A 26,068-nucleotide genomic window follows, 5' to 3' on the forward strand; every position below is an offset into this window, starting at 1 on the left:
GCGGGGCCGACGGTTCCGGTGGGGCCGACGGGGCCGACGGCCGCATCGACGGGATGCTCGAGCTCGACCTCGATCGCGCCTCCCGCCGCGGCGCCCCCGAGGCGGTGCTGTGCGACGCGAAGAGCGTCGAGCAGGTCGCCGCGATCGCCGGGGAGTACGCGCGCCTCGCCGCCGCGGGCCGCGAGGACCTGGGCCCCGTGCTGTTCACCCGGGCCGACGCCGCGCGCGCCGCCGCCGTGCTCGCCGCCCTCCCCGGAGCCCATCACGACCCGGTCGCCCGGTTCCTCGCCTGGCCCGCCGAGCCGCCCGCGCCGAGCGGCGGTCTCGTGATCGTCGCCTGCGCCGGCACGAGCGACCTGCCCGTGGCCCGCGAGGCGGAGCTCACCGCCCGCCACCTGGGCCGCCCCACCCGCCTCATCGCGGACATCGGCATCGCCGGCCTGCACCGGCTCGTCGCGCGCCTGCCGGAGCTGCGCGAGGCGGCCTGCGTGGTCGTCGCCGCCGGCATGGACGGGGCGCTGCCCACCGTCGTCGCCGGCCAGATCGCCGCGCCCGTCGTCGCCCTGCCCACCTCCGTGGGCTACGGCGTCGCCGAGGGCGGCCGCGCCGCGCTCACCACGATGCTCTCCGCCTGCGCCCCCGGCATCGGCGTGGTCAACATCGACAACGGCTACGGCGCCGGCCACCTCGCCGCGCAGATCGCCCGCTGGGCGCCCGCGCCGCCTGGCTGAAGGCCGGAGGGCGAGTTCTCAGCGGGATAGGCGGCTCAGGAGGTCGGCGTAGCGGCTGCGCGCCGCTGCTGACAGCCGGCCGACCGTGCGTCCAGAAGCCCGTCGCGCAGCGGCAGGACCAGGCGCTGTGCCGTGGTGTCGCGACTGGTCGAGCAGTTCGGGGCGCTTGGCATCGATGGCCGCCACGGCACGGGCGACGCCCTCCTGCACGGAGAGGCTCCCCATGTCCAGCGTGAGGTCCTCGTCGATGAGGGCTCGTTCGCGTCGCCACTCGTCATAGCGGTCTGCCAGCCATCTCTCGTCGCGAGAGATGCCCCGGGTGGGATCGGCGAGGGCCCGGGGCGTGGCGGCGTCGAGAGAGGTCGTCATCGCGATCGTCATGATCGCAGCGGGCTCCGGCGCCCGGGCAGTGACCAGGTCGATCTCGCTACGACTGACGATGCCCTCGGCGACCACGCAGGTCACATCGGCTCGGGCCCACTCGCCGATGACGGTGGCGAAGATCCGGGCTGCGACGTCCCAGCTCGGAAGCGTCGGCAGCGCCATGCCCGCGATCTCGTCCAGCTCGACGAGGGCGACACGCTCGTCCCGTTCGCGGAGTGAGGCGACGAGGGCGCGCGCCACGGTGCTCTTGCCCGACGCCTGCGGACCCACGATGAGGACGACAGGGATGGGAGACGTCGACGAACCCATCAGCGGAGCGTACCGGGGCGGCTGCCCGACACGTGAGGCCGATGCGTGGAGAGCCGCGGGGACGGTGCTCGACAGCTCGGCAGGTCATCCTGGGTTCCCCCGGCAGTGTCTTCTGGCCGAGGACTGATGCGCGATCAGGTCACCTGATCGCGCATCAGTCCCGTGCTCGTGGAGGGCTCCGGTGCTCGGCGGGATCAACGACCGAGCAGGCGCGCGAAGAACCCTCCGCGGGGCTCCTCGCTGCTGTGCCCTTCGCAGCGGTCGCGCTGGGGGACGTTCTTCATGACCTGGTCGATATGCTGGCCGCAGCCGGCCCAGGTGGTCTTTCCGCAGGTGGGGCAGGTGGTGGCTCGGCACATGATGATCTCCTTGAGGGTGCGAGAGAGGGGTCAGGCGGTCGGAGTCAGCGGCTGCTCGAAGAGCGCGGCGAGGGACGGGTCCGGTGCAGTGCGGTTCCACGGCATCTTCGACAGGACGGAGGCCATGGCGCACGAGTCGCTCAGGGCGGAGTAGGTCAGGCCCGCGCCGATGGCGCCGGCGAGCAGGCCCAGGCGGGGGTGGAGGAGCTGACCGGCCAGGGTGCCGAGCAGAACCAGGGAGCCGGCGGTCATGCGTACCTGACGGTCCATCGCCCAACGGGAGCCACGGCCCACGACGGTGCCGCCGGCCGCCTGGTAGGCGGCGATGCCGCCTTCGAGAACGTCTACGGTGACGAAGCCGGCCTCGTGCAGCGCCGAGCAGGCCTTGCTCGCGCGCGCGCCGGACTGGCACACGAGCACCACATGGTCGTGCAGGCGTTCGGCGAGGTCGGCGGTGTGCTCGGTGAGCAGGTCCAGGGGCACGTTGTAGGAGCCGCGGATGTGGGTGGTCTCGAACTCGCCCGGTGTGCGGACGTCGACCACCATGAGCTCGGGGTCCTCGGTGAGGCGCTGGGTGAGCTCGGCCGGTGAGACCGTGCGCGGGGTGGGGGCGGCGGTCATCGGGCATCCTCCGCGGCGGTGGTGAGGTCGTGCTGCTGCACGGTCCAGCGGGACCAGGCGGCGTAGCTGCCGTCGAGCTCGACGACGTCGTAGCCGGCGCGGCGCAGGGCGGAGGCGGCCACCGCATTGCGCAGTCCGGACTGGCAGAACGTGATCAGGCGACCCGCTTCACGGTCGGGCAGGTCGTCCTGGTGGAAGAGCACCTTCCCCGCCGAGAGCTGCTCTGCGCCAGGGACGGTCCCGGCCGCGTGCTCGCCGCGGTTCCGCACATCCAGCAGCAGGGCGGTGGCGTCCTCGGCGCGCAGTTCCTCGAGGTCGGCCGGGGTGACGACCGCCGGGACCGTCGTCGGCAGTCCCTCGAGGGAGCTCACGAAGCCGGTCAAGGAGTCCACGCCGACGCGCACGAAGTGGTCGCCGTACTCGGCGGCCGCGTCGGCGCTCTCGGCGAGGACGACGAGCTCGGCGTCGTCGGTCTCGGGGTCGAAGGCCCAGCCGATGTGGGTGGCGGCCTTGCCGAGCGAGGGGATGGTCAGCGCACCGGGCACGGTCCCGGCATGGACCTGGTCCACGGGACGGGTGTCGATGAGGGCGTAGGTGCCGTCCTCGAGCCCGCAGGTGAGCTCTTCTGCGCCGACGACTCGCGGCGAGGGGCGATCGCCGAGGAGGGCGGGTCCCTGCTTGTTCTGGCGCTTCATCCGGGCGAAGTAGGCGTGGGCGTCGGGCTGGCCGTCCAGCAGCTCGTCGATGAAGCCCTGCTGGTCGTCGCGCTCGAGGTAGGGCGCCCACCAGGCGAACTTCCGCTCGTAGCCGACGGTCGTCGAGGGCAGCGCACCGAGCGCCTTGCCGCAGGCCGAGCCGGCTCCGTGGCCGGGGAAGACCTGCACATGGTCGGGCAGGGAGATGAAGGCGCTCTTCAGGGAGGCGAACAGCTGCTGGGCGCCCTCGAAGCGGGTGTCCTCCATGCCGGCGGCCTCGTCCAGCAGGTCCGGACGGCCCAGGTCCCCGGAGAAGACGAAGTCGCCGGTGAGGTAGTAGCCGGGCTCGTCGGTGAAGGCGCCGTCGGTGACCAGGTAGGAGAGGTGCTCCGGGGTATGGCCCGGCGTGTGGCGGGCGGTGACGGTGGTGTTGCCCAGCCGGATCGTGTCGCGGTCGTGGAGGAGCTCGGCCTCGAAGCCGTAGGTCCAGTCCTCGCCGCCCTCACCGGAGACGTACGGGGTCGCGCCGGTCGCGGCAGCCAGCTCCCGGGTGCCCGAGAGGAAGTCGGCGTGGATGTGGGTCTCGGTGACCGCGGTGATGGTCATCCCGTGGTGCGCGGCGAGGTCCAGGTAGACCTGGATGTCGCGCCGCGGATCGACCACCAGGGCCTCGTTCTTCGCCTGGCAGCCGATGAAGTAGCTGGCCTGGGACAGGTCTTCGTCGTAGATGCGTTCGAGAAGCATGGATCCTCCTGTGTGATGAGTGGGACGACGGCCGTTCGATACCCCCAAGGGTATCGGATACCCATGGGGGTATGCAATGCGAGGGTGGGGAGATGGGCGTGGTGTCGTTCGCGCAGGGCGACTATCAGACCGGATGTGGCGGTCACTGAGGGAGTCAGCGAGGTGGTCCACCCCGGCTTCTGCCAGGCCGAAGGCGAGGATGCAGGTCAGCGCGCCGGAGTACTGCTCCAGCCCGAACTCCTTGGCGGTCAGCGGCGGCATTACGGCCCGCTCCTGCCCCAGGTCGTGCCGGCCAGGGCGTTGACGGCGCGAGGCGTCACCGCCGACCCGCGTCACGGGACCGTGCTGCGACGTGGCCCCCGTCCAGGGTCTGCGCCGCCTGGAGCGCCCTGCTCAGGCGGGAGGCGCACAGCCCGCCCTGATGGGTCTGCACCAGCAGTCCGTCACGGAAAATCATCAGCATGGGCAGGGCTCGCACCTGTGCGGCAGCAGCCAGGCCGGGTTCCACCTCGGTATCCACGGAGACGAACAGCACCTCCGGATGCTCGGCGGCGACAGCGGCGAACACAGGGGCGAAGCGCCGGCACTGGGCGCACCATGAGGCCCAGAAATCCACCACGACCAGCTCGTGTGACCGGATCGCGGCGCCGAAGGTCGTCTCCGTCAGCGCATAGACCCTCCCGGGTGCGTCGGCGGCGGGGATGCTTATGCATCCTTCCGTGCTGTGCGAAGGGGGCAGCTCGGCAGGAGGAACCAGCAGCCGGCGGCCGCGAGAGCGAGAAGCGCCGCCACTGTGCCGGTGATGGTGCCGGCGTTCCCCGGCAGCTCCTGGGCCAGGACGAACGCTCCCATCACCAGGACGAAGAGCCCGAAGCTCTTCCGCAGGGTCTGTTCGGGGATCCGCCCGGCCAGTCGCGCCCCGGCCAGGGAGCCGATGCTCGCCGCGATGGTCATCCCGCCCACCAGGGCCCAGTCCAGCGGGACCGAGGTGAGGTGTCCGGCGAGGCCCGCGAAAGCATTGATGGCGATCACCAGCAGTGAGGTGCCCACCGCCACGGGCATCGGCAGTCCGCCCAGCAATGCCAGGGCGGGGACGATGAGGAACCCGCCCCCCGCGCCGACCAGACCTGTGACGAGTCCGACGGCGAGGCCTTCGACGACGATCTTCACCATCGGCACCTCGCTCCTGGGGGGACCTCCCGCGTGAGTGCCCCTCCGTCCACGGAGCATCGCGATCGAGGCCGCGACCATCACGAGGGCAAAGGCGATCATCAGCACGGTGCCCGGGACGTGGCCGCCGAGGACCCCGCCGCCGAAGGCGCCGACCATCCCTGCCGTGCCGAAGATCAGCCCGGTACGCCAGCGCACCCTGCCGGCGCGGGCATGGTTCACGGCGCTGACCGCCGAGGTGACCCCGACGACGAACAGCGAGGCGGTGATCGCTTCCCTCGGGGGCAGGCCGGCCACATAGGTGAGGATCGGGACCGTCAGGATCGAGCCGCCACCCCCGAGCAGGCCGAGGGAGACGCCGATCAGGATGCCCAGCACAAGGGTCAGGACGAGGGTGAACGTCACGAGGACCTCCCTTTCGGGGTGGGGCGTCAGGAGGTCGGCAGGCCGGCAGCCTGCCAGGCGGTCATGCCGCCGCCCATGGTGTCGGCTCGGAATCCCGCCCCGGAGAGCTCCTCGGCTGCGAGGGCGCTGCGCTTGCCGCTGCGGCACACCGTGACCACGGGCCGCTCCCGGTCCAGCTCGCCCACTCGAGCGGCCAGCTGGCCCAGCGGGATGTGGATCGCTCCGGGGATCATCCCCTCGGTGACCTCTCCGTCCTCGCGGACATCAACGATCTGGTCGCGGACGCGACGGACGTCCACCTCGGCAACGGTGATCTCGGACATGACGACTTCCTCCCGGGCATCGAAGAACCGACGACGGAGCTCGTCGACGGCAGGCGAACGATCGCCTCTGCGACGCAGACTCTCATAAACCCCCAGGGGTATACAAGACACCCCTGGGGGTATAGGGTGACGGGAGCACCCCGGCTCTCGAGGAGAACGCCATGGAACTGAACGCCGATGACATGATCCCTGTCGTCCACCGCCTCAAGCGTGCCCAGGGGCAGCTCGCCGCGGTCACCCGCATGCTCGAGGAGGGCAAGGACTGCAAGGACGTCGTCACCCAGCTCTCCGCCGTCTCCAAGGCGCTGGACCGCGCCGGCTTCGCCATCATCGCCAGCGGCATGGAGCAGTGCATGACCAGCCCGACCCAGGAACTGGACCGCAAGGAGCTCGAGAAACTCTTCCTGACCCTGGCCTGAGATACCAGATCCTGGAGGGATCAGGACATACGACGGCGATCCGAAGGAGCATGCCATGACCTCCACGCACCACCTCACCCTCGACCTGCCGTATGCGCAGGCCGTCGAGTCCGTCCGTGCGGCACTGTCCGAGCAGGGGTTCGGGATCATCACTGAGATCGACATGCGCGCCTCGCTCGAGAAGAAGCTCGATGCCGCCGCGGCCGAGGAGGTCGGCGACTACGTCATCCTCGGCGCCTGCAACCCCGGGCTGGCCCGACGAGCACTCGCCGCAGAGCCTCAGCTCGGCGTCCTCCTGCCGTGCAACGTCATCGTCCGCGGCGGGGGCGACGGCGTGCACAGCATCGTCGACGCGATGGATCCGAAAGTCATGGTCCAGCTCAGCGAAAGCGACGATGTCCGCGAGGTGGCTGATGACGCCGATGTGCGAGTGCGCGCAGCCTTGGCATCGCTGTCGCACCCCGGCTGAGCCTCTCGGTGCCGCTGTCGATCCCGACGATCGCCATCGGGAACAGACCGGTGTCGTGCCCCGGCATCCCCCAGCGCGACACCTCGCCGGCGGGACCGCCTGCCGTCGCAGCAGGGTCGATATCCCGCTGATGCGCCAGAATATGCTCCAGGGTCTGGACCTGGCGGAACACTTCTCGAGGCGCAGCGTCGTGGCACGTGTCCAGGGCTCACATCGCCTGCTCATCGCAGTAGGCACGAATGACCGGTCTCGAAGGCATCGGTGAGGGCGCTCGTCGGAACCCCCCGCGCCGGCGGTCCGGGATCGGCGGCCCTCGACCGCCAGGGACAGAGGAGGATGTCCCCATGCCCTGGCTGCTCCTGGTCGGCGCGATCCTCAGCGAGGTGACCGCGAGCCTCTCCCTCAAGGCCGCCCTCACCCACCCCGCGCTGTACGTGCTGGTCGTGGCGGGCTACCTCTCCTCATTCAGCCTGCTCGCGCTCGTGCTGCGGCGCGGGATGCCGCTCGGCGTCGCCTACGGGGTGTGGGGCGCGAGCGGGGTGGTGCTCACGTCCGTGCTGTCCACGCTCCTGTTCGCCGAGCCGCTCACCGGGCTCATGGGCCTCGGCATCCTGCTCGTCGCGGCCGGGGTGATGGTCGTCGAGATCGGCTCCCAGCGCGCCCACGCCACCGGGACGACCGCGCCGGGGCCTGCCGCCGCGCTCGCGACGGCGACGTCGGAGATCCCCGTCGTCGACCCGCACCAGGAGGACCCCCGATGAGCGCCCTGCTGCTCGCCGGCGCGATCCTCGCCGAGGTCACCGGCACCCTCACCCTGCGGGTCGCCGCGACCGGGCGCCGTGCCCTCTACGCGGTCGTCGGCGTCGCCTACCTGCTCGCCTTCGGCCTGCTCTCCGCCGCGCTCGCCCACGGCCTCCCGCTCGGCGTCGCCTACGGCGTGTGGACCGCGGCCGGGATCGTGCTCACCGCCCTCGCCTCACGGCTGCTGTTCGGAGAGGCGCTGAACCGCGTCATGGCGCTCGGCATGGGCCTCATCGTGCTCGGCGTGCTGCTCATCGAGCTGGGCGCCGCGCACTGAGGAACGCCCTGGGCAGTACCGTAGGGGCGGGCCCCCGGCGGCCCGGTCGCCGAGGACCAGGAGGAGATGCAGGGTGGACGACGAGCGCGTGACCATCTACGACGTGGCCCGAGCGGCCGAGGTGGCGCCGTCGACCGTCTCCCGCGCCTTCTCCCGCCCCGGCCGCGTCAGCGCCGCGACCCACGCGAAGGTCATGGCCGCCGCGAAGGAGCTCGGCTACCGCACCAGCGCCCCCGCCGCGCAGGAGCGCGCGCACCGCCACCAGCGGCTCGGCATCGAGATCCCGGACCTCACCAACCCTTACTTCGCGGAGCTCGTCTCCGGCATGCAGGAGGCCGCGCAGGAGCACGGCTACCTGCTGCTGCTCCTGGACAGCGTCGAGGACGAGGAGCGCGAGAAGGCGAGCCTCGAGAGCGCCGTCGACGTCGTGGACGGCGTCGTCCTCTCCGGCTCCCGGCTCTCCGACGCGACGTTGAACCACCTCACCAAGCGCCTCCCCTCCGTGGTCCTCAACCGCCGCGTCGCCGGCCTGGACTCCGTCACCCCGGACTACGAGCACGGCATGACCCAGGCGATGGCGCACCTCGTCGAGCAGGGCATGCGCTCCGTCACCTACGTCGCCGGCCCCGTGAACTCGTGGTCCGACGGCGAGCGCTGGCGCGCCGCCCGCGCCGTCGGCAAGGCGCACGGGCTCAGCGTGCACCGCCACGGCCCCTACCCGCCCACCGCGACCGGCGGCGAGCTCGCCTTCGCGGAGATCAAGGAGCTCACCGACGCGGTGATCTGCTACAACGACCTCATCGCGGTCGGCTTCCTCGTCTCCGCCCTGCGCGCCGGCGTGACCGTGCCCGGCGATCTCTCCGTCATGGGGCACGACGACATCCCGCTCACCCGGTTCATCGGCGGCGGCCTCACCACCCTCGTCACCCCCAAGCGCGCGCAGGGCCGGGCGGCCGTCGAACGGCTGATCCGCCGCATCGAGAACCCCTCCGCGCACCGCACCCCCGTGGAGGGGGCGCTGCCCGTGCGGCTCGTGCCCCGCGCCTCCACCGGGCCCCGCGCCCCCCGCTGAGGGTCCGGCAACCTGCGACAACAGATGCGCCCGCGCCGGGACGCCCACCCATCATGGGCCCCATGAGCGACGACGCCTACGTGCCCCACCCCGATCGCCTGCTGCCCGCGGACCCGGCGATCCGCGACATCGCCCGGAGCCTCTACGGGTCCATGCGCGAGCAGCCGATCGTCTCCCCCCACGGGCACGTGGACCCGCGCCTGCTGCTCGACGACGAGCCCTTCCGGGACCCCACCTCCCTGTTCATCACCCCGGACCACTACGTCACCCGGCTGCTGCACGCCCGCGGCGTCGACCTCGCGGACCTCGGCGTGGGCCGCGGCCCGCTCGAGGAGACGGACTCCCGCGCGGCCTGGCGGCTGCTCGCCGAGCACTGGCACGCCTACGCCGGCACCCCCTCGCGGTACTGGATGGAGCACGAGTTCCACGAGGTGTTCGGCCTGGACACCGTGCTCTCCCCGGCCACCGCGGAGGGCATGTACGACGCGATCGCCGAGAAGCTCGCGCAGCCCGCCTTCCGCCCCCGCGCCCTCTTCGACCAGTTCCGCATCCAGGTGCTCGCGACGACCGACGACCCCGTCGACGACCTCGCCCCGCACGACGCGCTCGCCGCGGACCCCTCCTTCACCGGCCGCGTCGCCCCCACCTTCCGCCCGGACAAGTACCTCGAGCCGGCCCGCGCGGACTTCCGCACCCTCACCGACGCCCTCGGCGAGGCCGCCGGGGTCGACGCCGGCACCTACGACGGCCACCTCGCCGCGATGCGTGCCCGTCGGCTGTACTTCCGCGAGCACGGCGCCGTCTCCTCGGACCACGCGCACACCGACGTCGGCACCGAGCGGCTCGACGCGGCCGACGCCCGCCGCCTCTACACGGCCGCCCGCGAGGGCAGCATCGCCGCCGCCGACGCGGTCGCCCTGCGCCGCCACCTGCTCGCCGACCAGGCCCGGCTCGCGGCCGAGGACGGCCTGGTCATGACCCTGCACCCGGCCGTGTACCGCAACCATTCGCAGGCGACCTTCGAGACGTTCGGGGCCGACGTCGGCGCCGACATCCCGCACGCCGTCGACTTCGTGCACGGCGTCGCCCCGATGCTCAACGACGTGGGACTGGACCCGAACTTCCGGGTCGTCCTGTTCACGATCGACGAGACCGTCTTCTCCCGCGAGATCGCCCCGCTCGCCGGCTTCTACCCCTCCGTGTACGCGGGCGCCCCCTGGTGGTTCATCGATGCGCCGGACGCGATCCTGCGCTACCGTCGCGCCGTGTCCGAGACCATCGGCTACAGCCGGACCAGCGGGTTCATCGACGACACGCGGGCCTTCTGCTCGATCCCCGCGCGGCACGACATGTCCCGCCGGCTCGACGCGCACCACCTCGCCGGACTCGTCGCCGAGCACCGCCTGCGCGAGGAGGACGCCGCGGCGCTCGCCACGACCCTGCCCACCCGGCAGCCGAGCCAGGTCTTCAAGCTCGACGCCGACGCCTGACCCTCCGAGGAGCACCACCCATGAGCACCGACCCCCGCGCCCTCGACGGCCGCCTCGTCCACCTCGGCATCGGCAACTTCGCCCGCTCCCACACCCTCCTCGCGACCCAGCGGGCGGGCGGCTGGGGCGTCAGCGTCGTCACCGGACGCACCGCCGCCATGGCGGACGCGCTGAACGCCCAGGGCGGGAAGTACGGGCTCGTGGTGCGCGGCCCCGAGGAGGACGAGGTCGAGCTGATCGACGTCATCGACGAGGCCTACGCCGCCGATGACGTCGACGCCCTGAAGCGCCTCGTCGCGGACCCGCTCACCGCCGTCGTCACCCTCACCATCACCGAGAAGGGCTACGTCGCCGGCACCGACCCCGCGACCTCCGCCCCCGCCCGCCTCGCGCTCGCCCTCGAGGCCCGCCGCGGGGCCGGTGTCGAGGAGCCGATCGCACTGGTCTCCTGCGACAACCTCACCGGCAACGGCGAGGCGCTGCGGAAGGCGGTTCTCGCCTGCCTCGACGCGGACGCACAGGCCTGGTTCGCCGAGCACGTCGACGTCGTCTCCACGATGGTCGACCGCATCACTCCCTCCGCCGACGCGGGCGCCGGCGACCTCGTGCGCGAGCGGACCGGCCTCGACGACCAGGTCCCCGTCGTCACCGAGCCCTTCACCGAATGGGTCATCGAGGACGGCTTCCGCGGCCGCCGCCCCGCCTGGGAGCGCGCCGAGGGCGTGCAGATCGTGCCCGACGTGTCCATCCACGAGCTGCGCAAGCTGCGCCTGCTCAACGGCGCCCACACCCTCATGGCCTACGCCGGCCAGGTCGCCGGCGCCGAGCGCGTCGACGAGGCCATCTCCCACCCCGAGGTGCGCGCCCTCGTCGAGGCGCTCTGGGACGAGGCCCGCTCCACCCTGGACCTCCCCGCGGACGAGCTCGACGCCTACACCGCCGCCCTCGAGGAGCGGTTCCGCAACCCGCGCCTCGCCGACAACCTCATCCGCATCGCGGCCGACGGCACCTCGAAGCTGCCCGTGCGCGCTCTCCCCGTGATCGCCGAGCGCGGCGGTCCCGCGCAGGCGCCCGGTGAGGTCTCCGCCGTCGCCGCCTGGACCGCCTGGGTCACCGACCGGGTGCGGGCCGGCCACGAGGTCGCGGACCCGCAGGCCGAGGCCATCGTCGCCGCCGCCGGGCTCGAGGACGATCGCGAGCGGGTCGCCGTCCTGGTGGGCCTGCTCGACGGGGCGACCGACGAGCTCGCCGCCGCCGTCCTCGCCGAGGAGCCCCGCCTGCCGCGGCCCTGAGCCCCGCGCGCCCCGCCTCTGGGTCCTGCCCGCGCTCGCGCTGTCCGTCTGCGCGCCTGGGTTCCATTCGTGGAACGGGGGCGTGCGAACGGACATGCGCGGGGGCGGGGGCGGGCTGGCGGCGGAACGGGGGCAAGGGCTGTCAGGGGGCCGTCCGGGGGGGCCGGCCGCGCCCCGCTAGCCCCGCTGAGGCGCTGCGGCCATGTAGACGTCCACCGGGTCCTCGTCCTCGAGGACGAAGCCGCTGCGCTCGTAGAGGCGCCGCGCGGGGCTGCCCTGGAGCACGTCGAGGCGGAGCAGCGCCGCGGGGTGCTCGGCGCGGATCGCGGCGAGCACCTGCCCGCCGATCCCGCGCCCCTGGACCTGCGGGGAGAGGTAGAAGTGCTCGACCCACAGGGCGTCGCCGTCGGGACGGAGCGCCACGAGTCCCGCGTCGCCCCCGTCGGCCACGATCACGCGGGTGTGCGCGGGGACGTAGGCGGTGAGGAACCGCTCCCGCACGCGGCGCTCGTCGAAGCGTCCCAGCCGCTCGAGGTCCGGGCGCATGACCTCGGCGCGCAGCTCCGCCATCCACGGCGCGTCCTGCGCCGTCGCCGGCCGGAAGCGCCAGTCGAGGGCCGCCACGGCGCTCAGGCGAGGTCCGCGAGGGCCTCGAAGCGCTCGAGGCGCGCACGGTAGTAGTCGGCGTGCTCGGCGACCGGCTCGACCTTGCGCAGCACGGGGGCGTCGGCCACCTGCGCGCCCGGAATGGTCTCCTCGATCGCCATGAGCGCCGCCCCGCGCATGGTTGAGCGGGACACGGCGACGTGCTCGATCGGCGAACCGAGGGCGTCGGCCAGCAGGTGCAGCCAGGAGGGGATCGCCTCGGTCATGCCGCCGGAGAGCACGATCCGCTCCGGCTCCCCGCCGAGCTCCCGCATCTGGTCCGCGATGCGCAGGTAGGACAGGGCCACGCCCTCGAGCGCGCCGCGCAGGAGGTCCTCCGCGGTGGTGGACGCGGAGACGTTCGCGAACAGGGCCTTGGAGGAGTCGCGCCACTTGGTGCCGCGCTCGCCGGAGAAGAACGGGACGACGATCGGGGTGCCCTCCGAGACGGGGGCGGAGAAGATCCGCTCGGTATCGATCTCGGCGACGTCCTCGGGCAGGCCCAGCTGGAAACGGGCCCAGTCGAGCACACGGCCACAGTCGCTCATCGCGGAGCCCACGAGGGTGCGGCGCGCGTCGACCCGGTACGCCCACAGGCCGCTGGGCAGGGTCTCGATGTCCGTCTCGACGAGCTGGCGGATCGCGCCGGAGGTCGCCGTCGAGATGCCCCAGGTGCCGGTGCCGAGCGCCCCGACGCCCATGTTCGCGGCGAGGCCGTCGCCGATCACGGGCAGCCAGGTGGCGCCCTCGAGCTGCGGGAACTCCTTCGCCAGCGCGGTGCCGGCGACGGGCTGGCCCTGGCTCGGGTCGCGCGGGGCGGAGAGGGTCGCGGGATCGGCGCCCGCGGCCTCGAGCAGGCCGGTCGCGTACTCGCCGGTGCGGCGGTCCAGCAGGCCCGCCCAGGCGGCCGACGCCGTGCCGAGCACGGGCGTGCCGAGCAGGCGGAACGCGGCGTACTCGCCGAGCGCCATGTACTGCGTGGCCTTCGCGAACACCTCCGGCTGGGTCTCCCGCAGCCAGGCGATCCGCGGCGCGGTGTAGGAGGAGTGCAGGCGCGCGCCCACCTGCTGGTGCAGAGCCTCGGCGTCGACCTTGTCGCGCAGTGCTGCGACCTGGTCGCGGCAGCGGGTGTCCGCGTAGGTGATGCAGGGGGTGAGGGCCTTCCCGGCGGCGTCGACCGCGACGAGGGAGGAGGCGAAGGTGTCCACGCCGATGCCGGCGACCGGCCCGGGCAGCGGCTCGGCGAGGACGGCCGCGAGCGATGTGCGCAGCTCGTCGACGACGAGGTCCGCGTCGATCGTGGAGGTGCCGTCGGCCGCGGTGGTGAAGGTGTGCGGCTCCTTGTGGTGGCGCTTGCCGACCTCGCGCCCGGTCGCGTCGTACACGGCGGCGCGGGTGCCGCCGGAGCCCACGTCGAGGCCGATGACGAAGGGGGCCAGGGCGTCGTTCTCGGGCACATTGAATCGGGGCATGCGCGAACTCCTGCGGTGCGTGGGCGGGGATCGCGCCGCCTCCGGCGCCGCTGCGCAGGGCGCGATCCGATGCGCCCAGCATAGGGGCGGGGCCGACGGGGGCCCGCGCGTGCCCGCCGGTTGCCACCGCGGTCTGCGACCTCGGGCGGCGCGCTCCGTATGCCCTGTCGGCCCCGCGCCCCCGGCGTACGCTCCCGGCATGGACCTCCGCTTCACGGGCACCGCGATCGAGTGGCGCGGCCCCGCCCCCTTCGTGTTCGTGCCCGTCGCCGCCGACGAGGCGGCCGAGATCGCGGCCGTCGCCTCCCGCGTCACCTACGGCTGGGGTGCGATCCCCGTGACCGGCCGGATCGGCGGCACCGAGTTCGCCACCTCCCTGTTCCCGCGGGACGGCGGCTACCTCGTGCCCGTCAAGGTCGCGGTGCAGCGCGCGGAGGGGGTCGAGCCCGGCGAGGAGGTCACCGTCGAGCTCACGATCGACGGGGCCTGAGGGGCGCCCTGGCAGAATCCTCGCCATGACCGATCCCGCGACCCGACCTCACGGCCCGGCGCGGCGCCTGCCCACGATGAAGGACGTCGCCGATCACCTCGGCGTCTCCCGCCAGCTCGTCTCCCTCGTGCTGCGCGGCGCGGACGGCCCCAGCGCGGAGTCCCGCGAGCGGATCCTCGCCGCGGCCCGCGAGCTCGGCTACCGCCCCAACGCCTCCGCGCGGCTGCTGCGGCAGTCGAGCACCCGCACCCTCGGCATCGCGTTCTCCCTGGGCAACGCCTTCCAGGTGAAGGTCGTCGAGCGGCTCATCGCGGCCGCCGGGGAGCGCGGCTACCGGATGGCGCTCGCCCCGATCAACGCCGGTCGTGGGACCGACGAGGCCGTCGGCTCGCTCATGGAGCAGCGGGTGGAGGCGCTCGCCGTGTTCAACCCGGAGCCCGGGTCCGAGGCGCTCGCCGCCGCCCGGGGCGTGGTGCCCGTGCTGCAGCTGGGGGAGTGGTCCGCGGACGCCATGCAGGACACGGTGCACGTGGACGAGGCGACGGGTCTGCGCCTGGCCGTCGAGCACCTCGTGGGCCTGGGGCACGAGGCGATCGCTTTCGTGGGCGGCCGCGGCGAGGAGCCCGGCCCGGCCCGTGCCCGCGCCTACGAGGACGCGATGCGGCAGGCGGGCCTGGGGGAGCGGATCGACGTGGTCCCCTCCGACCTCGGCGAGGAGGAGGGTGCGGAGGCCGCGCGCACGGTCCTCGCCCGCGCGGTGCGGCCCACGGCGCTCGTGTGCGTGAGCGACCACGCGGCCGCCGGGGTGCTCGCCGTGCTCGCCCGCGCCGGGGTCGCCGTGCCGGGGGAGATCTCGGTGGTGGGATTCGACGACAGCCGCATCGCCGCGCTGTCCTTCCACGACCTCACCTCGGTGCACCAGGACGTCGACGCGACGGTCGAGGCGGCGCTCGGGGTGCTGCTCGAGCGGCTCAGGGTCGGGGGTGGGGCCGTCGCGGCCGACGGGGTCGATTCGGAGGGCGGGGGCGCGGGCGTGATCGCGACGCCGGCGCATCTGGTGGTCCGCGGGTCGACCGGGCCGGCGCCCTCCCGCGGCTGACACGCGGCGGCGGCTTCCTTCCCCCTCCGCTCGTTCTGCCCGTCCCGGCGGTCCTTCGGCAGCCAGACCCTCTCCCGCCGCCGGGCGCGCCCTCCCTCGCGTTGGCACGTGCTAGTCTCGGCGCCACCCGATCTTGTCTCGTGCTAACAGTGTCGTCGTTCCCGTCGGCGCGCCCCCCCCGGAGGCCTCGATGTCCATCGCCCTGCCCGATCCCACCCTGTACCTGCCGCGCAGCGGCGAGCCCTCGCTGCGCTGGGGGATCGTCGGCCCCGGCTGGATCGCCGGCGAGTTCGCGACCTCGCTGAGGGCCCGCACCGCGCAGCGCCTCGTCGCCGTCGGCTCCCGCTCCTTCGACAACGCCCGCGCCTTCGCCGCCCGCTTCGGCGCGGAGCAGGCCGTCGGCTCCGTCGAGGCGCTCGTGACCCACCCCGAGGTCGACGTCGTCTACGTCGCCACCCCGCACAGCGGCCACGCCGAGGTCGCCCTCGCCGCGATCGCGGCCGGAAAGCACGTGCTCATCGAGAAGCCGATCACCGTCACCGCCGCCGAGGCACGCGAGGTGTTCGCCGCCGCCCGCGCCGCCGGCGTGCTGGTCATGGAGGCCATGTGGTCCCGCTACCTGCCGCAGATCTCCGTCATCCGCGCCCTCGTCGACGGCGGCGACCTCGGGGACGTGCGCGCCGTCGCCGCGGACCACTCGCAGCAGATCATCCGCCCCGCCGACCACCGCATGTACGCGCCCGAGCTGGGCGGCGGCGCCCTCCTCGACCTCGGCGTGTACCCCGCGCAGTTCATCACCATGGTGCTCGGCGCCCCCACCGCGATCGAAGCCCGCGGCACCGTCACCGCGACTGGCGTCGACGCCTCCGCCGCAGTGGTCTCCACCCACGCCGGCGGTGCCGTCTCCACGCTCTACACCTCCCTGCTCGAGCGCACCCCCACCACCGCGACGATCAGCGGCACCTCGGCATTCCTGCAGGTCGAGGGCTCGTTCTACAACCCCACGAGCTTCACCGTCACCGGTGCCGCGCACGGCTCGCCCACACTCCGCTGGACGGACCCGACGATGCTGAGGGGCTTCGCAGCACTCTCCTACGAGGCCACCGCGCTCGCCCGCTTCGTGGGGGAGGGGCGCACCGAGTCGCCCGTCCACACGCACGACGAGACGGTCGCCGTCATGGAGCTGCTCGAGACCGCCCGCGCGCAGGTTCTCGCCGCAGGGGTCCCCGCCCCGCCGCAGGACCTCTCCGCCGCGACCCCCGCCCACGGCGAGGCGCCGGCGTCGAGCGGGACCGACCGGTGAGCGCCGCCCCCGTCGACATCGCGCTGCTCGAGGCGGAGGAGCGCGAGCTCGTGCTGCCCCGCTTCGAGGCCGAGGACGCCTGGGCGCTCGGCGTGCTCACCCGCGAGATCGCCGCCGCCGCGGGCCACGGCGTCGTGATCGACGTGCGCCGCCCCCAGCTGGTCCTCTTCCGCGCCGTGCTCCCGGGCGCCACCCCGGACCAGCAGGCCTGGGCCGAGCGGAAGGCCTCGGTCACCCTGCGCATGGAGTCCTCGAGCGCGCTCGTGGACGCCCGGCTCTCCGGCGCGGGCGTGGACCCGCAGTCGATCGGCTGGTTGGATGAGCGCTACGCCGTGACCGGCGGGTCCTTCCCGATCCGGGTGCGCGGCGCGGGCGTCGTCGCCGCGATCACCGTCTCCGGCCTCAGCTCGCAGCAGGACCACGACCTCGCCGTCGCCGGCCTGCGCTCCCACCTCAGCATCCTCGCCGGCGAAGGAGCCGCCCCGTGACCGTCGACCCCGCCCCCGCCGCGCCCGGCGCAGACCCCGCCGCCCCCGCCCCCGCCTCGGCCGAGGACCAGCCCGCCGGGCGGCGCCTCCGCCCCGGTCAGACCTGCCGCATCCGGATCTGGGACCGCGCCACCGGCGAGGTGCGCACCGTGCACGAGACCGCCGAGCGGCTCTTCGAGGCCCCCAACTGGACCGCCGACGGCCGCCTCCTCGTGAACGCCGACGGCCTGCTCTGGCTCCTCCCGGCCGACGGCTCCGCCGCCCCCCAGCAGCTCGCCGCGCCCGGCCTGCCGCCCGTCAACAACGACCACGTGCTCGCCCCCGACGGCTCCGCGGTCTACGCCTCCGCGAACGACTTCCACGTCTGGGAGGTGCAGCTCACCAGCAGCGACGCCGACGGTGCGGTGACGGCGGGGACCCCGCGCCGCATCACCCCGGAGGACGGCGGCCTGCACTTCCTCCACGGCGTGAGCCCCGACGGCACGACCCTCGCCTACGTGCACCTCCAGCCCGATGGCGCGAACTGGTGGGCCGCCGCGACCATCCGCACGATCGGTGTGGACGGCACCGGCGACCGTGCCGTCACCACCCACCCCGGCCCCGCCGACGGCTGCGAGTACAGCCCGGACGGCGCCTGGATCCTTTTCAACACCGAGCAGTTCAGCGACGCCCCCGGTCACGCGCAGCTCGCCCGCGTGCGGCCCGACGGCACCGGCCTCGAGCAGCTCACCTCCGACGAGCGGGTCAACTGGTTCCCGCACATCGCGCCCGACGGCGAGGTCGTCGCCTACCTCAGCTTCCCGCCCGGCACCGAGGGCCACCCCGAGGACCGCGAGGTCGAGCTGCGGCTCGTGCGCGTGGGCGAGTGGGACCGGCCCACGACGCTCGTGGCGCTGCAGGGCGGGCAGGGCACGATCAACGTCCCCAGCTGGGCGCCGGACGGCTCCGCCTTCGCCTTCGTCGACTACCCGCGCGGCGACGCCTGAGCACACGGGACGTCATCGCGCAGGTGGCCGCATAGAGGGCGGGTCCTGCGCGATATGGTCCCGCGGGCCGGGCGGGCCGGGCGGGCCGGGGCGTACGGGACCTCTTCGGCCGGGTCCCCGCCCCATGGGGCCGACCTGTACGAAGTGGTCCCGTAGGCCTCGGGCGGGCGGCGCCGGAGCCGCACGGGACGTCATCGCGCAGGTGGTGGCGTATGCGGCGGGACCTGCGCGATATGGTCCCGCGGGCCGGGGCGTACAGGACCTCTTCGGCCGGGTCCCCGCCCTACGGGGCCGACCCGTACGAAGAGGTCCCGTGCTTCGCCGCGACCCGCCGGGGTCAGGCGTCCTGGCCGGGGGCGGGGCCATCGGGGTGGCCGAACTCGCGGGCGTAGAGGGCCCGCAGCTCCTCCCAGCCGTGGTCCATGGCCTCCATGCCGACGATCCGCGCCTGGTCCTCGCCGCTCAGCTGCGCGTCGAGCACGGCGAGGCACACGTGCCAGCCGGCGGCGAAGTACTGGGCCTGCTCGACCTCGGGGAGCGCGACCTGCAGGTCCACCTGCCCCTCGTCGACCACCCAGCCCAGGGTCGCGTCGCCCCAGCGGTGGGTGACGGCGTGGTCGGCGGCGAGGGCGAGGACGTCCGCGGCGACCGGGTCCTCGTCGGGGTTCTCGCGGGACAGCGCGGGGCCGATCGAGGTGAGCGCACGGTCCGGGACGACGGGGGACCATCGGGCGAGCTGCTCGGGGTCGGTGATCGCGCGCCACAGCTGCTCGGCGCTCCCGGCGACGTCCACCTCCATGACGAGGCTGCCGTCGGCGATCTCGGCGCGCACGAGCAGGTCACGGATGCGGGTGTCGATGTCCGGGGTGTCCTCGGCGGTCATGGGTCCTCCTCGGTGAGCGGGATGAGGTGTGAGGCGTGAACGCGGGCGGCGGCCGTGCCGGCGGGCGACGCGGGGCCGCCCGTCGATCCTCTCAGAGCGCGGCGGGCTGGGGCTGGGGAGTCGCGCCCTCGACGGCGCCGGCCTCGGCAGCCGCCCCGCCGGCGCCGGTCGCCTGGGCGGGCGCGGAACCCTCGGCGGCGCCGTCGGTCGGATCGGTCCAGCCGGGGCCGACGCCGCGGGCGTCCGGCGCGTTGAGGTGCACCACGCCCACGATGTCGCGGGCGCGGTCCTCCGCCATGTCGTGCACGCGGCGCACGATGTAGCGCGCGGCGGGGTGGCGGATCACGGAGCGGCGCACCTGCACGCTCACGCGGCGGCGCAGCGTCGTGTCCTCCACGGGGATCGCGACGAGATCGGCGCGGAGGTCCTGCGCGATGATCGAGGGCTGCACGGTGACGTAGTCGCCGGTCGCGACGAAGCCCAGCACCGTGGAGAAGTCGGTGGGGTTGATCTCGACGCGCGGCGTGTACCCGGCGGCGAGGCAGGCGGAGGCGATGCGGCGGAACCAGGGGGAGGGGATCGGGTCGTCCGTCGTCCAGGGCTCCTCGGCGAGGTCCTTGAGCTGGACGGAGGTGCGCCCGGCGAGGCGGTGGCCGGCGCCGACGATCGCGACGTAGCCCTCCTCGAGGATGTCCTGCGCGATCCAGTCCTCGACGAGCGGGGAGGTGCTGGTCTCGCCGACGGCGACGTCCATGCCGTCCTCGACGAGGTCGTCGATGCTGCAGCTGCGCAGCACGAGCTCGAGGTCGAGCTCCGGGAAGCGGCGGCGCACGTCCTGCGCGAGCTCGGGGATCCAGGTGGAGGCGACGGAGGAGGCGTAGCCGAGGCGCAGCGCGCCCGAGCGGCCCGAGCGGAGGGCCTGCACGGTGCGGTCGAGCGCGGCGAGGGCGTCGAGCGCGGCGCCGGACTGCTCCGCGAGGAGGCGGCCCTGCGGGGTGACGACGATGCCGCGGCCGGAGCGCTCGACCAGGTCGAGGCCGGTCTCACGGCGCAGGGTCGAGAGGTGCTGGCTGACGGCGGACGGGGTGTAGCCGAGGGCCTCGGCGCTCGCGCGGATGCTGCCCGTCTCGACGACGGAGCGGAGCACGCGGAGCTTCACGGGATCGAGCATGGCCCCACCCTACGACTGTTCAGTCGACGTGAACAGAGCGGTAGAAACGTTCGCTTGTCCTTCACGGCCGACGGGCGAAGGATCGAGTCATGAACGCACTGCTCATCGGAATCCCCGCCCTCCTCCTCATCGCCACCGCCTCCGTCGTCCTCGGCGCGCTGGGCCGCATCGTCCTCGGTGCGCTGTTCCCGGCCCCCGCCCCGGACGACGACCCCCGCTGGGTGGGCACGACGCCCGCCGAGCGCCGCGCACCCCGCACCGCCGCCCAGGCCGCCGAGCGCGGCGGCGCCCTCATGATCCGCACCCTCATGCCCGACGCCGTGGTCCCCATGGCCCGCCTGGCCGACGTCGAGCAGCCCCGCACCGCGCGGGAGACCGCCGAGCCGGAGGCGCCGCGACCGACGGTCGCGGCGGCCTCCGGACCGCTCAGCCCTCGCGCGGGGCGAAGCGCGGCGCGGGCAGCGGCGGGGGCGTCTTCGCCGGGTGCCGCTCGAGCAGGGCGAGCGCCTCGGTGACGCCGCGGGCGAGCTGCGGATCATCCCCGGCCACCCACGCGTTCGGCGGGAGCGGCACCTCGATGTCGGGGTCCACGCCGTAGTTCTCGATCTCCCAGTCCACGCCCTCGAACCAGCTGGCGTACTTGGGCTGGGTGATGCCGGTGCCGTCCACGAGGTCGTAGCGGCCGTCGATCCCGATCACGCCGCCCCAGGTGCGGGTGCCGATCACGGGGCCGATCCCCATCGCCTGAGCGACGGCATTGACGATGTCGCCGTCGGACCCGGCCTCCTGGTTCGTCACGAGCACGACCGGGCCGCGCGGCGCGAACTGCGGGTACGTGCCGGGCCGCTCATGGCGCGGGAAGTCCCAGGAGCGCACCGTGCGGGCGAGGCGGTCGGTGACGAGCTGCGAGGTGTGGCCGCCGCTGTTGTAGCGCACGTCCACCACGATGCCCTCCTTCGTGGAGGCCTCCCGCAGGTCGCGGTGCATCTGCGCCCAGCCGGAGGAGACCATGTCGGGGATGTGCAGGTAGCCGAGGCGGCCGCCCGAGGCCTCCGCCACGGCGCGGCGCCGCGAGTCCACCCATGCCTGGTAGCGCAGGGCGGACTCGTCGGCCAGGGGCACGACGGCGACGCGGCGCTCGCCGCCGTCCCGCTCGAGCACGAGCTCCGTGGCGCGGCCCGCGGAGCCGATGAGCAGCGGGGCCACGCCCGCCTCTCCCACCTCGCGGCCGTCGATCCGCACGATCGCGTCGCCCTCGCGGGCGGCGACCCCGGGGGCCAGCAGCGGGGAGCGGGCGTCCGGGTCCGAGGAGTCGCCGGGCAGGATCCGCGTGATCACCCAGCGGCCGTCCCGCAGGGCGAGGTCCGCGCCGAGAAAGGCGGGGATCATCGGCGGATCCGCCTGGTAGACGCCGCCCATGACGTACGCGTGGGAGGTGCCGAGCTCGCCCACGACCTCCCACATGAGGTCCTGGAAGTCGTCCTCGGTGACCACGCGCTCGAGCACTGGCTCGTACCAGGAGGTCATGGCGTGCCAGTCCTGGCCGTCCATGTCCGCCCGCCAGTACTGCTGCGCCATGATCCGGTAGTTGTCCCAGAGCATGCCGGCGCGCTCGAGCACCGGGTCGACGGTGAGGCGCAGGCGGTCCGTCTCGATCGTGACGCGGCCCGGGTCCTCGTCCTCCGCCTTGCGGGTCGCGGGGACCTGCACCCAGGCGCCGCCCTGCTTGATGACGAGCCACTCGCCGTCACCGGAGACAGCGAGGTCGTCCACGCCCTCCGCGAGCACGGTGAGCTTGCGGTCCGTGAGGGACCAGAACTCGAGGGCGGGGCCGGGGGCGTCGCCGTCCACGCCCGCGCGCGAGGTGCCGAGCACGCCCTGCTGGGGGTGGCGCAGCCACACGAAGCCGCCGGTCACGGCGCGCAGGTGCGAGTAGGAGCCGGAGAGGACGGGGAACGGGACGATCCGCGCCTCCGCGTCCTCGAGGTCGATCTCGGTGCGCGGCGCCTTCGCGGAGTCCGCGGCCCCGGCGGGGCTCGCCGCAGAGACCGTCTCCTCCGCGTGCGGGGCCGACGGCCCGGCGGCCGCGGTGGTCGCTCCCTCGGTGGCCGACGCCCCGGGGGTCGCCACGGTCTCGTCCTCCGCCTGCGGCTTCGGCTCCTCCACGCCGCCCGCCCAGCCGTCCGGGTGGGGACCGAAGGGATCCGCCGTCGTCGCCTGCAGCGGCAGCAGGAACGGCCGCTCGGCGTTGACGAACCCCAGGTCGAAGACCATGTCGTCGTAGACCGTCTCGAAGGTGCGCAGGGACAGCAGCGCCAGGTGCTTGCCGTCCGCGCTGAACGCCGCCTCGGTGTCCTGGTAGCGGCCGGAGGTGAGCGCTCGGCCCGTCGGCTCGTGCGACTCCGCGTCCGTCACCATGAGCCGGCCCAGCATCCACGAGTCCGGCTCGGTCCACACGAGCCAGCGGCTGTCCGGCGACCAGGTCAGGTGGCGGATCTCGCCGCCGTTCGAGCGGCCCACCTCCCGCACCGCGTCGAGGCGCGGGGCGCCGGGGACCTGCTCGGCGTCCTGCTCCCACGGGGACGCGGCCGACGGCGCCGCCGACGGGGCTGCGCCCGTGCAGGAGGTCGCGGGGCGGGCCGGGTCCTCGATGCCGCGCAGGGTCACCAGGCGCACCACGTTGTCGTGCGTGGAGATCGCGACCTTCGATCCGTCCGGCGAGGGGACCGCGTGGAGGATGCGGCCCACGTCGCCGAGGCCCAGGGCGATCTGCTCGCCGCCGCCGTCGAGCCGGGCGAGGGCCAGCTGGTCCGAGCCCACGCCGCCGGCGGTGCGATCCGCCTGCGCGGCCTCGTCGGTGACGAGCAGGGCGAAGGGGGAGCGGCCCAGCGGCTGCGCCTCCCGGATGCGCAGGCCGCAGCGGCCCGCGAGCAGGCGGGCCGGGCCGCGGCGATGGGTGAGCAGGTGCGCGGAGCCGCGCCACTCGACGACGCTCGCGCGGGCGTCGTGCACGGGCCGCATGGCCAGCAGGTTCTCGCCCGGGGAGGCCGGGCGCGGCAGGCGGGCGGCGCCCACGCCGGTGGCCTGCACCTCGACCTCGCGGGGCTCCGCGTCGAGCGAGTCCATCGCGAACAGGCGGCCGCGGGAGGTGAAGACGATCGTGGAGCCGTCCGTGGCGGGCTCGCGCAGGTAGCCGTCCTCCGAGCGCAGGTGCGTGTGGACCCGCAGGTCGGAGCCGTCCTTCGCGACGGACCACAGGTTCGCGCTCGCCCGGTCCGTGCGGGCCGCGCCCGCGCCCGGGGTGTCCGAGGCGAAGATCAGCCGGTCCCCGTACCAGGCCACGCGGAGCTTCGAGGCGAGCAGCTCGTCCAACAGCGCCTCCCACGGGCGCTGCGCATGCTGCTCGGCCGGGGCGTCGAGCGGCAGCGCCTGCCGCGAGATCCACAGCTTCACCGCCGTGCCGCCCTGGTAGTGCTTCCAGGAGGCCTGGTCACGCCGCCACGGGGTCGCGACGACCGTCGTGCCGTCCGCATGGATCGCGGCCTCCCCGCTGCGGCCCAGCGGCAGCAGCGTCGCCCGGCCTTCGAGGTCCACGGCCCACAGCTGCCCGTCGCGGGCCTGCGGCGCCGCGTGCGAGCTCGCGACGAGCACGCGGCCGTCGGCCAGCCAGCCCGCGACCTTCGTGGTCGGCTTCCCCCAGGTGGTGAGGCGCCGCGGCGCGGTCGAGCCGTCCGTCGCGGTCACCCACACCTCGGGCCCGCCGGACGTGCGGGACGTGTACGCGACGTGCGCGCCGTCCGGCGAGAAGCGCGGGTAGCCGACGGGCGCGCCCTCATCGGTGAGGCGCCAGGCGCGGCCGCCGGCCAGCGGGGCCAGCCAGACGTCGTTCGCGGCGGTCACGGCGACCAGGTCGCCGTGCACATCGGGGTGGCGGAGATATGCGGCGTGTGCCGGGGTGGAGGTCATGGGGGCCAGCCTAGGACCGTCCTGTGACGGCGGTCGCAGGTTCTTGTCGAAGAGATCCGAGTCCCGCCTCGGGGGAGAGCCGAGACAGGATTGCGACACGATCTCGGGCGGACCGAGTGGCTCAGTCAGCGGCGGAAGGATCACCCGAGAAGAACCCCGAGACATGGAGGGTGAAGTCGCCGTCGACGGATTCGTAGAGGGAGATCTGGATCGGAGGCATGTTCGCGGCGATGACGGGCGGGCTCGCGAGGAGCGCCGCCGCCTCGGCACCCTCCATCCACTTCTGGACGATGTCGGTGAACATGGTGCCCTCGGTGTTGAAAGGCATCTCGTCGGGGTTGTAGTAGAGGTCTGCACCCGCCGTCAGGATCCTCTGAGCATCGTCGATCTCGATATCGGACTCGAACAGGGTCATACGGATCCCGGAGCGGTGGATGAGGTAGCGGTCGTCGTCGCGGAAGTCACCCGGTCCCATGTCGTGGAAGCGCCAGAGGGGATCGACCTCGCGCTCGTTCCGCTGCGTGATGTCCCTGAAAGTCTCCCGCTCCCCGGGCCTACGACGTCGGGATCTGTTCCTGGTCACTGTCCCTCCTCAGGGCCGGAGCCAGAGGGCCACCAGGCCGGCGATCAGGAATCCGGCCGCGACCTTCCATATGTGACGCATCGACATCTCCCTCGTGCGCGCGTGATGGTGGCGCGGACGAGTCCAGGGCCCGAGCACGGTCCACATCTGGGTGCGCCTCGGACGCCCCGTGTCTGTAGCCACGCTCGCCCGGCGTCGACCCCGACGGCGCGAGACCCATTGCTACGTTCGAGCCACGGACGTGACGCTGCGGCATGCGGGGCCCGCTGATGTGGCGGTGATGAGGCGAGCGGTCTACGCGGCGTGGAAGTGGCGCGAGCCCTGGGACGAGTCGGCGTTCCGAGCGCACCTGCTGTCAGCAGACCCCGATTCGTACGTGGATGCGTTCGGCGCTCGCGTTGGGGATGCGAGCCTCGTGGCGGCGAACGCCGATGGCGTGTGCGGTGCAGCGTGGTTCCGCCGCTTCACCCGGGAGAACGCACGGGCGGGTTTCGTGGACGACTCGACTCCGGAGCTGGTCATGGCCGTCGACGACCGCTTTCGCGGGACAGGCATCGGAGGGCGCCTGCTCGACGGGCTGCTCGACCTTGCCGTCGATCAGAGCGTGTCGGGACTCAGCCTCCACGTCGATTCCGCGAACGGGATCGCCTGAGCGCTGTACCTCTCCCGTGGGTTCGCGCTCCATCGGTCCACCCCGAAAGGAGCCGTCATGGTCTGGGCCGAGCCTGTCGGCGGCAGCTCCAACCGGTAGCAGGCGCTCCGCCCTCATCTGTCATGAGCGGTAGAGCCGGAAGGGCCAGTTCCCGTTCTCGGGGGTGACCTCGATGCCCAAGCGGTGCAGCTCGCGACAGAGGGCGTCGTGCTCCGCCTCGAGACGGGAGTCCACCTCGGCGCTGATGTGCGTCGGCTGGTCGAGGTGCAGATCGCCGTAGGTCGCGTCCATCTCGGCGGCCCAGGCCACGATGCGCTCACTGATCGGTGCGGGGAGCGCGTCGAGGACGGCCGGGAGATCGGCGTCAGGCGGATCGACGTAGCCCTCGGCCCAATCGAGGAGAAGCGCATAGTCCCAGGTGAAGCGCACGTGGCTCGGAAGCAACATCGTTGATCAGTCCTCTCCGGGGATGCGAGGAGCGCCTTCACGCGATGAGGCGGGGTCCTGCAGCAGGGCCAAAGCCGAGGCGGTGGAGTCAGCGTACTCGGCGTCGACGTCGGTGGCGTCCTGGCCGGTGGGCGCCGACGCATCGGACCCAGCGCCCGCGAGTGGCGTGCTCATGGCCGCTGCTGCTCCACTCACCGGAGGCGAGGAAGACCGCCTCGCCGCTCATGCCGGAGGTGACCCTTCATCCCATCCGTTGGCGGCTCGGCGACGAACTCCGGGGGACAGCACACCCCCGGAGGACCCCTATGCTCACTCACCGAGG

29 protein-coding genes are annotated in these 26,068 nt (G+C 73.5%); 15 read left to right on the plus strand and 14 right to left on the minus strand.

Features of this window, described 5'->3' with window-relative positions; translation table 11 throughout:
* Window positions 1-53: 53 nt before the first annotated feature.
* On the plus strand, window positions 54-731 hold the full coding sequence (larB, locus tag ABD080_RS05050; protein ID WP_343903861.1) for a nickel pincer cofactor biosynthesis protein LarB: 678 nt from the start codon (window positions 54-56) through the stop codon (window positions 729-731).
* A gap of 18 nt (window positions 732-749) precedes the next feature.
* Here larB and ABD080_RS05055 read toward each other — a convergent pair whose 3' ends face one another.
* From ABD080_RS05055 to ABD080_RS05085, 7 genes are all read right to left on the minus strand, one after another.
* Window positions 750-1,424, minus strand: coding sequence for a hypothetical protein (locus ABD080_RS05055; protein WP_343903862.1), 675 nt, complete (start codon window positions 1,422-1,424; stop codon window positions 750-752).
* Window positions 1,425-1,618: 194 nt separating this feature from the next.
* On the minus strand, window positions 1,619-1,783 hold the full coding sequence (locus ABD080_RS05060) for a hypothetical protein (protein WP_343903863.1): 165 nt from the start codon (window positions 1,781-1,783) through the stop codon (window positions 1,619-1,621).
* A gap of 30 nt (window positions 1,784-1,813) precedes the next feature.
* Window positions 1,814-2,404 (minus strand): rhodanese-like domain-containing protein, encoded by a 591-nt coding sequence (locus ABD080_RS05065; protein ID WP_343903864.1) that lies wholly within the window; start codon window positions 2,402-2,404, stop codon window positions 1,814-1,816.
* A complete protein-coding gene (locus tag ABD080_RS05070; RefSeq protein ID WP_343903865.1) occupies window positions 2,401-3,843 on the minus strand; it encodes a rhodanese-like domain-containing protein in 1,443 nt (480 codons plus the stop codon). The genes ABD080_RS05065 and ABD080_RS05070 overlap by 4 nt, the downstream gene beginning before the upstream one ends.
* 316 nt (window positions 3,844-4,159) lie before the next feature.
* Window positions 4,160-4,603 carry a thioredoxin family protein gene (locus tag ABD080_RS05075; protein WP_343904645.1) on the minus strand — a complete coding sequence of 148 codons (444 nt, stop codon included), beginning with the start codon at window positions 4,601-4,603 and terminating at the stop codon, window positions 4,160-4,162.
* Window positions 4,549-5,418: a sulfite exporter TauE/SafE family protein gene (locus ABD080_RS05080; protein WP_343903866.1), complete on the minus strand. Its 870-nt coding sequence runs from the start codon at window positions 5,416-5,418 to the stop codon at window positions 4,549-4,551. The genes ABD080_RS05075 and ABD080_RS05080 overlap by 55 nt, the downstream gene beginning before the upstream one ends.
* 26 nt (window positions 5,419-5,444) lie before the next feature.
* Window positions 5,445-5,741 carry a rhodanese-like domain-containing protein gene (locus ABD080_RS05085; protein ID WP_343903867.1) on the minus strand — a complete coding sequence of 99 codons (297 nt, stop codon included), beginning with the start codon at window positions 5,739-5,741 and terminating at the stop codon, window positions 5,445-5,447.
* Between the two features lie 161 nt (window positions 5,742-5,902).
* On the opposite strand from ABD080_RS05085, the gene ABD080_RS05090 reads away from it, so the two are divergent.
* From ABD080_RS05090 to ABD080_RS05120, 7 genes are all read left to right on the plus strand, one after another.
* Window positions 5,903-6,160 (plus strand): metal-sensitive transcriptional regulator, encoded by a 258-nt coding sequence (locus ABD080_RS05090; protein ID WP_343903868.1) that lies wholly within the window; start codon window positions 5,903-5,905, stop codon window positions 6,158-6,160.
* A 55-nt stretch (window positions 6,161-6,215) separates the two neighbouring features.
* Window positions 6,216-6,629: a DUF302 domain-containing protein gene (locus ABD080_RS05095; RefSeq protein WP_343903869.1), complete on the plus strand. Its 414-nt coding sequence runs from the start codon at window positions 6,216-6,218 to the stop codon at window positions 6,627-6,629.
* Between the two features lie 344 nt (window positions 6,630-6,973).
* Window positions 6,974-7,390 carry a DMT family transporter gene (locus tag ABD080_RS05100; protein WP_343903870.1) on the plus strand — a complete coding sequence of 139 codons (417 nt, stop codon included), beginning with the start codon at window positions 6,974-6,976 and terminating at the stop codon, window positions 7,388-7,390.
* Window positions 7,387-7,707, plus strand: a complete 321-nt coding sequence (locus ABD080_RS05105) for a DMT family transporter (RefSeq protein WP_343903871.1) — start codon at window positions 7,387-7,389, stop codon at window positions 7,705-7,707. The genes ABD080_RS05100 and ABD080_RS05105 overlap by 4 nt, the downstream gene beginning before the upstream one ends.
* Before the next feature lie 73 nt (window positions 7,708-7,780).
* Entirely contained in the window at window positions 7,781-8,779 is a 999-nt protein-coding gene (locus tag ABD080_RS05110; protein WP_343903872.1) for a LacI family DNA-binding transcriptional regulator, read from the plus strand.
* Window positions 8,780-8,841: 62 nt separating this feature from the next.
* Complete coding sequence (gene uxaC, locus ABD080_RS05115) at window positions 8,842-10,269, plus strand: glucuronate isomerase (protein WP_343903873.1); 1,428 nt, start codon at window positions 8,842-8,844, stop codon at window positions 10,267-10,269.
* Between the two features lie 20 nt (window positions 10,270-10,289).
* Window positions 10,290-11,561, plus strand: coding sequence for a mannitol dehydrogenase family protein (locus ABD080_RS05120; RefSeq protein WP_137769444.1), 1,272 nt, complete (start codon window positions 10,290-10,292; stop codon window positions 11,559-11,561).
* Between the two features lie 177 nt (window positions 11,562-11,738).
* Here the strand turns inward: ABD080_RS05120 and ABD080_RS05125 are convergent, their stop codons facing one another.
* Window positions 11,739-12,185, minus strand: a complete 447-nt coding sequence (locus tag ABD080_RS05125) for a GNAT family N-acetyltransferase (RefSeq protein ID WP_343903875.1) — start codon at window positions 12,183-12,185, stop codon at window positions 11,739-11,741.
* A gap of 5 nt (window positions 12,186-12,190) precedes the next feature.
* Window positions 12,191-13,678: a gluconokinase gene (locus ABD080_RS05130; RefSeq protein ID WP_343903876.1), complete on the minus strand. Its 1,488-nt coding sequence runs from the start codon at window positions 13,676-13,678 to the stop codon at window positions 12,191-12,193.
* A gap of 199 nt (window positions 13,679-13,877) precedes the next feature.
* Here ABD080_RS05130 and ABD080_RS05135 point away from each other — a divergent pair, with 199 nt between their 5' ends.
* The 5 genes from ABD080_RS05135 (at window position 13,878) to ABD080_RS05155 (ending at window position 18,044) form a co-directional block, all read left to right on the plus strand.
* Entirely contained in the window at window positions 13,878-14,168 is a 291-nt protein-coding gene (locus ABD080_RS05135; protein ID WP_137769446.1) for a DUF1905 domain-containing protein, read from the plus strand.
* A gap of 25 nt (window positions 14,169-14,193) precedes the next feature.
* Complete coding sequence (locus ABD080_RS05140; RefSeq protein ID WP_343903877.1) at window positions 14,194-15,267, plus strand: LacI family DNA-binding transcriptional regulator; 1,074 nt, start codon at window positions 14,194-14,196, stop codon at window positions 15,265-15,267.
* 190 nt (window positions 15,268-15,457) lie between these two features.
* Window positions 15,458-16,570, plus strand: coding sequence for a Gfo/Idh/MocA family protein (locus ABD080_RS05145; RefSeq protein ID WP_343903878.1), 1,113 nt, complete (start codon window positions 15,458-15,460; stop codon window positions 16,568-16,570).
* Complete coding sequence (locus tag ABD080_RS05150; RefSeq protein ID WP_343903879.1) at window positions 16,567-17,058, plus strand: heme-degrading domain-containing protein; 492 nt, start codon at window positions 16,567-16,569, stop codon at window positions 17,056-17,058. The genes ABD080_RS05145 and ABD080_RS05150 overlap by 4 nt, the downstream gene beginning before the upstream one ends.
* On the plus strand, window positions 17,055-18,044 hold the full coding sequence (locus ABD080_RS05155) for a TolB family protein (RefSeq protein ID WP_343903880.1): 990 nt from the start codon (window positions 17,055-17,057) through the stop codon (window positions 18,042-18,044). Before ABD080_RS05150 ends, ABD080_RS05155 begins: the two co-directional genes overlap by 4 nt.
* A gap of 337 nt (window positions 18,045-18,381) precedes the next feature.
* On the opposite strand, the gene ABD080_RS05160 is transcribed toward ABD080_RS05155, so the two are convergent.
* Window positions 18,382-18,927 carry an SRPBCC family protein gene (locus ABD080_RS05160; RefSeq protein WP_137769449.1) on the minus strand — a complete coding sequence of 182 codons (546 nt, stop codon included), beginning with the start codon at window positions 18,925-18,927 and terminating at the stop codon, window positions 18,382-18,384.
* 91 nt (window positions 18,928-19,018) lie between these two features.
* Entirely contained in the window at window positions 19,019-20,098 is a 1,080-nt protein-coding gene (locus ABD080_RS05165) for a LysR family transcriptional regulator (protein WP_343903881.1), read from the minus strand.
* Between the two features lie 89 nt (window positions 20,099-20,187).
* Here ABD080_RS05165 and ABD080_RS05170 point away from each other — a divergent pair, with 89 nt between their 5' ends.
* Entirely contained in the window at window positions 20,188-20,613 is a 426-nt protein-coding gene (locus tag ABD080_RS05170; protein ID WP_343903882.1) for a hypothetical protein, read from the plus strand.
* Here ABD080_RS05170 and ABD080_RS05175 read toward each other — a convergent pair.
* Entirely contained in the window at window positions 20,525-24,064 is a 3,540-nt protein-coding gene (locus ABD080_RS05175) for a S41 family peptidase (RefSeq protein WP_343903883.1), read from the minus strand. The two genes, ABD080_RS05170 and ABD080_RS05175, sit on opposite strands and share 89 nt — an antisense overlap.
* Before the next feature lie 121 nt (window positions 24,065-24,185).
* Complete coding sequence (locus ABD080_RS05180) at window positions 24,186-24,539, minus strand: hypothetical protein (protein ID WP_343903884.1); 354 nt, start codon at window positions 24,537-24,539, stop codon at window positions 24,186-24,188.
* Between the two features lie 349 nt (window positions 24,540-24,888).
* Between ABD080_RS05180 and ABD080_RS05185 the strand changes: the two genes are divergently transcribed.
* Window positions 24,889-25,299, plus strand: a complete 411-nt coding sequence (locus ABD080_RS05185; protein WP_343903885.1) for a GNAT family N-acetyltransferase — start codon at window positions 24,889-24,891, stop codon at window positions 25,297-25,299.
* Between the two features lie 120 nt (window positions 25,300-25,419).
* Here the strand turns inward: ABD080_RS05185 and ABD080_RS05190 are convergent, their stop codons facing one another.
* Window positions 25,420-25,746, minus strand: coding sequence for a hypothetical protein (locus ABD080_RS05190; RefSeq protein ID WP_343903886.1), 327 nt, complete (start codon window positions 25,744-25,746; stop codon window positions 25,420-25,422).
* Window positions 25,747-26,068: the final 322 nt, after the last annotated feature.

The sequence above is a fragment of the Brachybacterium rhamnosum genome, assembly GCF_039526185.1.
GTDB lineage: Bacteria > Actinomycetota > Actinomycetes > Actinomycetales > Dermabacteraceae > Brachybacterium > Brachybacterium rhamnosum.

Excerpts from the sequence above, each read along its gene's own strand:
- larB (WP_343903861.1), top strand. The coding sequence starts at position 54 with ATGCTCGAGCTCGACCTCGATCGCGCCTCCCGCCGCGGCGCCCCCGAG.
- ABD080_RS05055 (WP_343903862.1), bottom strand. The coding sequence starts at position 1,424 with ATGGGTTCGTCGACGTCTCCCATCCCTGTCGTCCTCATCGTGGGTCCG.
- ABD080_RS05060 (WP_343903863.1), bottom strand. The coding sequence starts at position 1,783 with ATGTGCCGAGCCACCACCTGCCCCACCTGCGGAAAGACCACCTGGGCC.
- ABD080_RS05065 (WP_343903864.1), bottom strand. The coding sequence starts at position 2,404 with ATGACCGCCGCCCCCACCCCGCGCACGGTCTCACCGGCCGAGCTCACC.
- ABD080_RS05070 (WP_343903865.1), bottom strand. The coding sequence starts at position 3,843 with ATGCTTCTCGAACGCATCTACGACGAAGACCTGTCCCAGGCCAGCTAC.
- ABD080_RS05085 (WP_343903867.1), bottom strand. The coding sequence starts at position 5,741 with ATGTCCGAGATCACCGTTGCCGAGGTGGACGTCCGTCGCGTCCGCGAC.
- ABD080_RS05090 (WP_343903868.1), top strand. The coding sequence starts at position 5,903 with ATGGAACTGAACGCCGATGACATGATCCCTGTCGTCCACCGCCTCAAG.
- ABD080_RS05095 (WP_343903869.1), top strand. The coding sequence starts at position 6,216 with ATGACCTCCACGCACCACCTCACCCTCGACCTGCCGTATGCGCAGGCC.
- ABD080_RS05100 (WP_343903870.1), top strand. The coding sequence starts at position 6,974 with ATGCCCTGGCTGCTCCTGGTCGGCGCGATCCTCAGCGAGGTGACCGCG.
- ABD080_RS05105 (WP_343903871.1), top strand. The coding sequence starts at position 7,387 with ATGAGCGCCCTGCTGCTCGCCGGCGCGATCCTCGCCGAGGTCACCGGC.
- uxaC (WP_343903873.1), top strand. The coding sequence starts at position 8,842 with ATGAGCGACGACGCCTACGTGCCCCACCCCGATCGCCTGCTGCCCGCG.
- ABD080_RS05120 (WP_137769444.1), top strand. The coding sequence starts at position 10,290 with ATGAGCACCGACCCCCGCGCCCTCGACGGCCGCCTCGTCCACCTCGGC.
- ABD080_RS05130 (WP_343903876.1), bottom strand. The coding sequence starts at position 13,678 with ATGCCCCGATTCAATGTGCCCGAGAACGACGCCCTGGCCCCCTTCGTC.
- ABD080_RS05135 (WP_137769446.1), top strand. The coding sequence starts at position 13,878 with ATGGACCTCCGCTTCACGGGCACCGCGATCGAGTGGCGCGGCCCCGCC.
- ABD080_RS05140 (WP_343903877.1), top strand. The coding sequence starts at position 14,194 with ATGACCGATCCCGCGACCCGACCTCACGGCCCGGCGCGGCGCCTGCCC.
- ABD080_RS05145 (WP_343903878.1), top strand. The coding sequence starts at position 15,458 with ATGTCCATCGCCCTGCCCGATCCCACCCTGTACCTGCCGCGCAGCGGC.
- ABD080_RS05160 (WP_137769449.1), bottom strand. The coding sequence starts at position 18,927 with ATGACCGCCGAGGACACCCCGGACATCGACACCCGCATCCGTGACCTG.
- ABD080_RS05165 (WP_343903881.1), bottom strand. The coding sequence starts at position 20,098 with ATGCTCGATCCCGTGAAGCTCCGCGTGCTCCGCTCCGTCGTCGAGACG.
- ABD080_RS05170 (WP_343903882.1), top strand. The coding sequence starts at position 20,188 with ATGAACGCACTGCTCATCGGAATCCCCGCCCTCCTCCTCATCGCCACC.
- ABD080_RS05175 (WP_343903883.1), bottom strand. The coding sequence starts at position 24,064 with ATGACCTCCACCCCGGCACACGCCGCATATCTCCGCCACCCCGATGTG.
- ABD080_RS05180 (WP_343903884.1), bottom strand. The coding sequence starts at position 24,539 with ATGGGACCGGGTGACTTCCGCGACGACGACCGCTACCTCATCCACCGC.
- ABD080_RS05190 (WP_343903886.1), bottom strand. The coding sequence starts at position 25,746 with ATGTTGCTTCCGAGCCACGTGCGCTTCACCTGGGACTATGCGCTTCTC.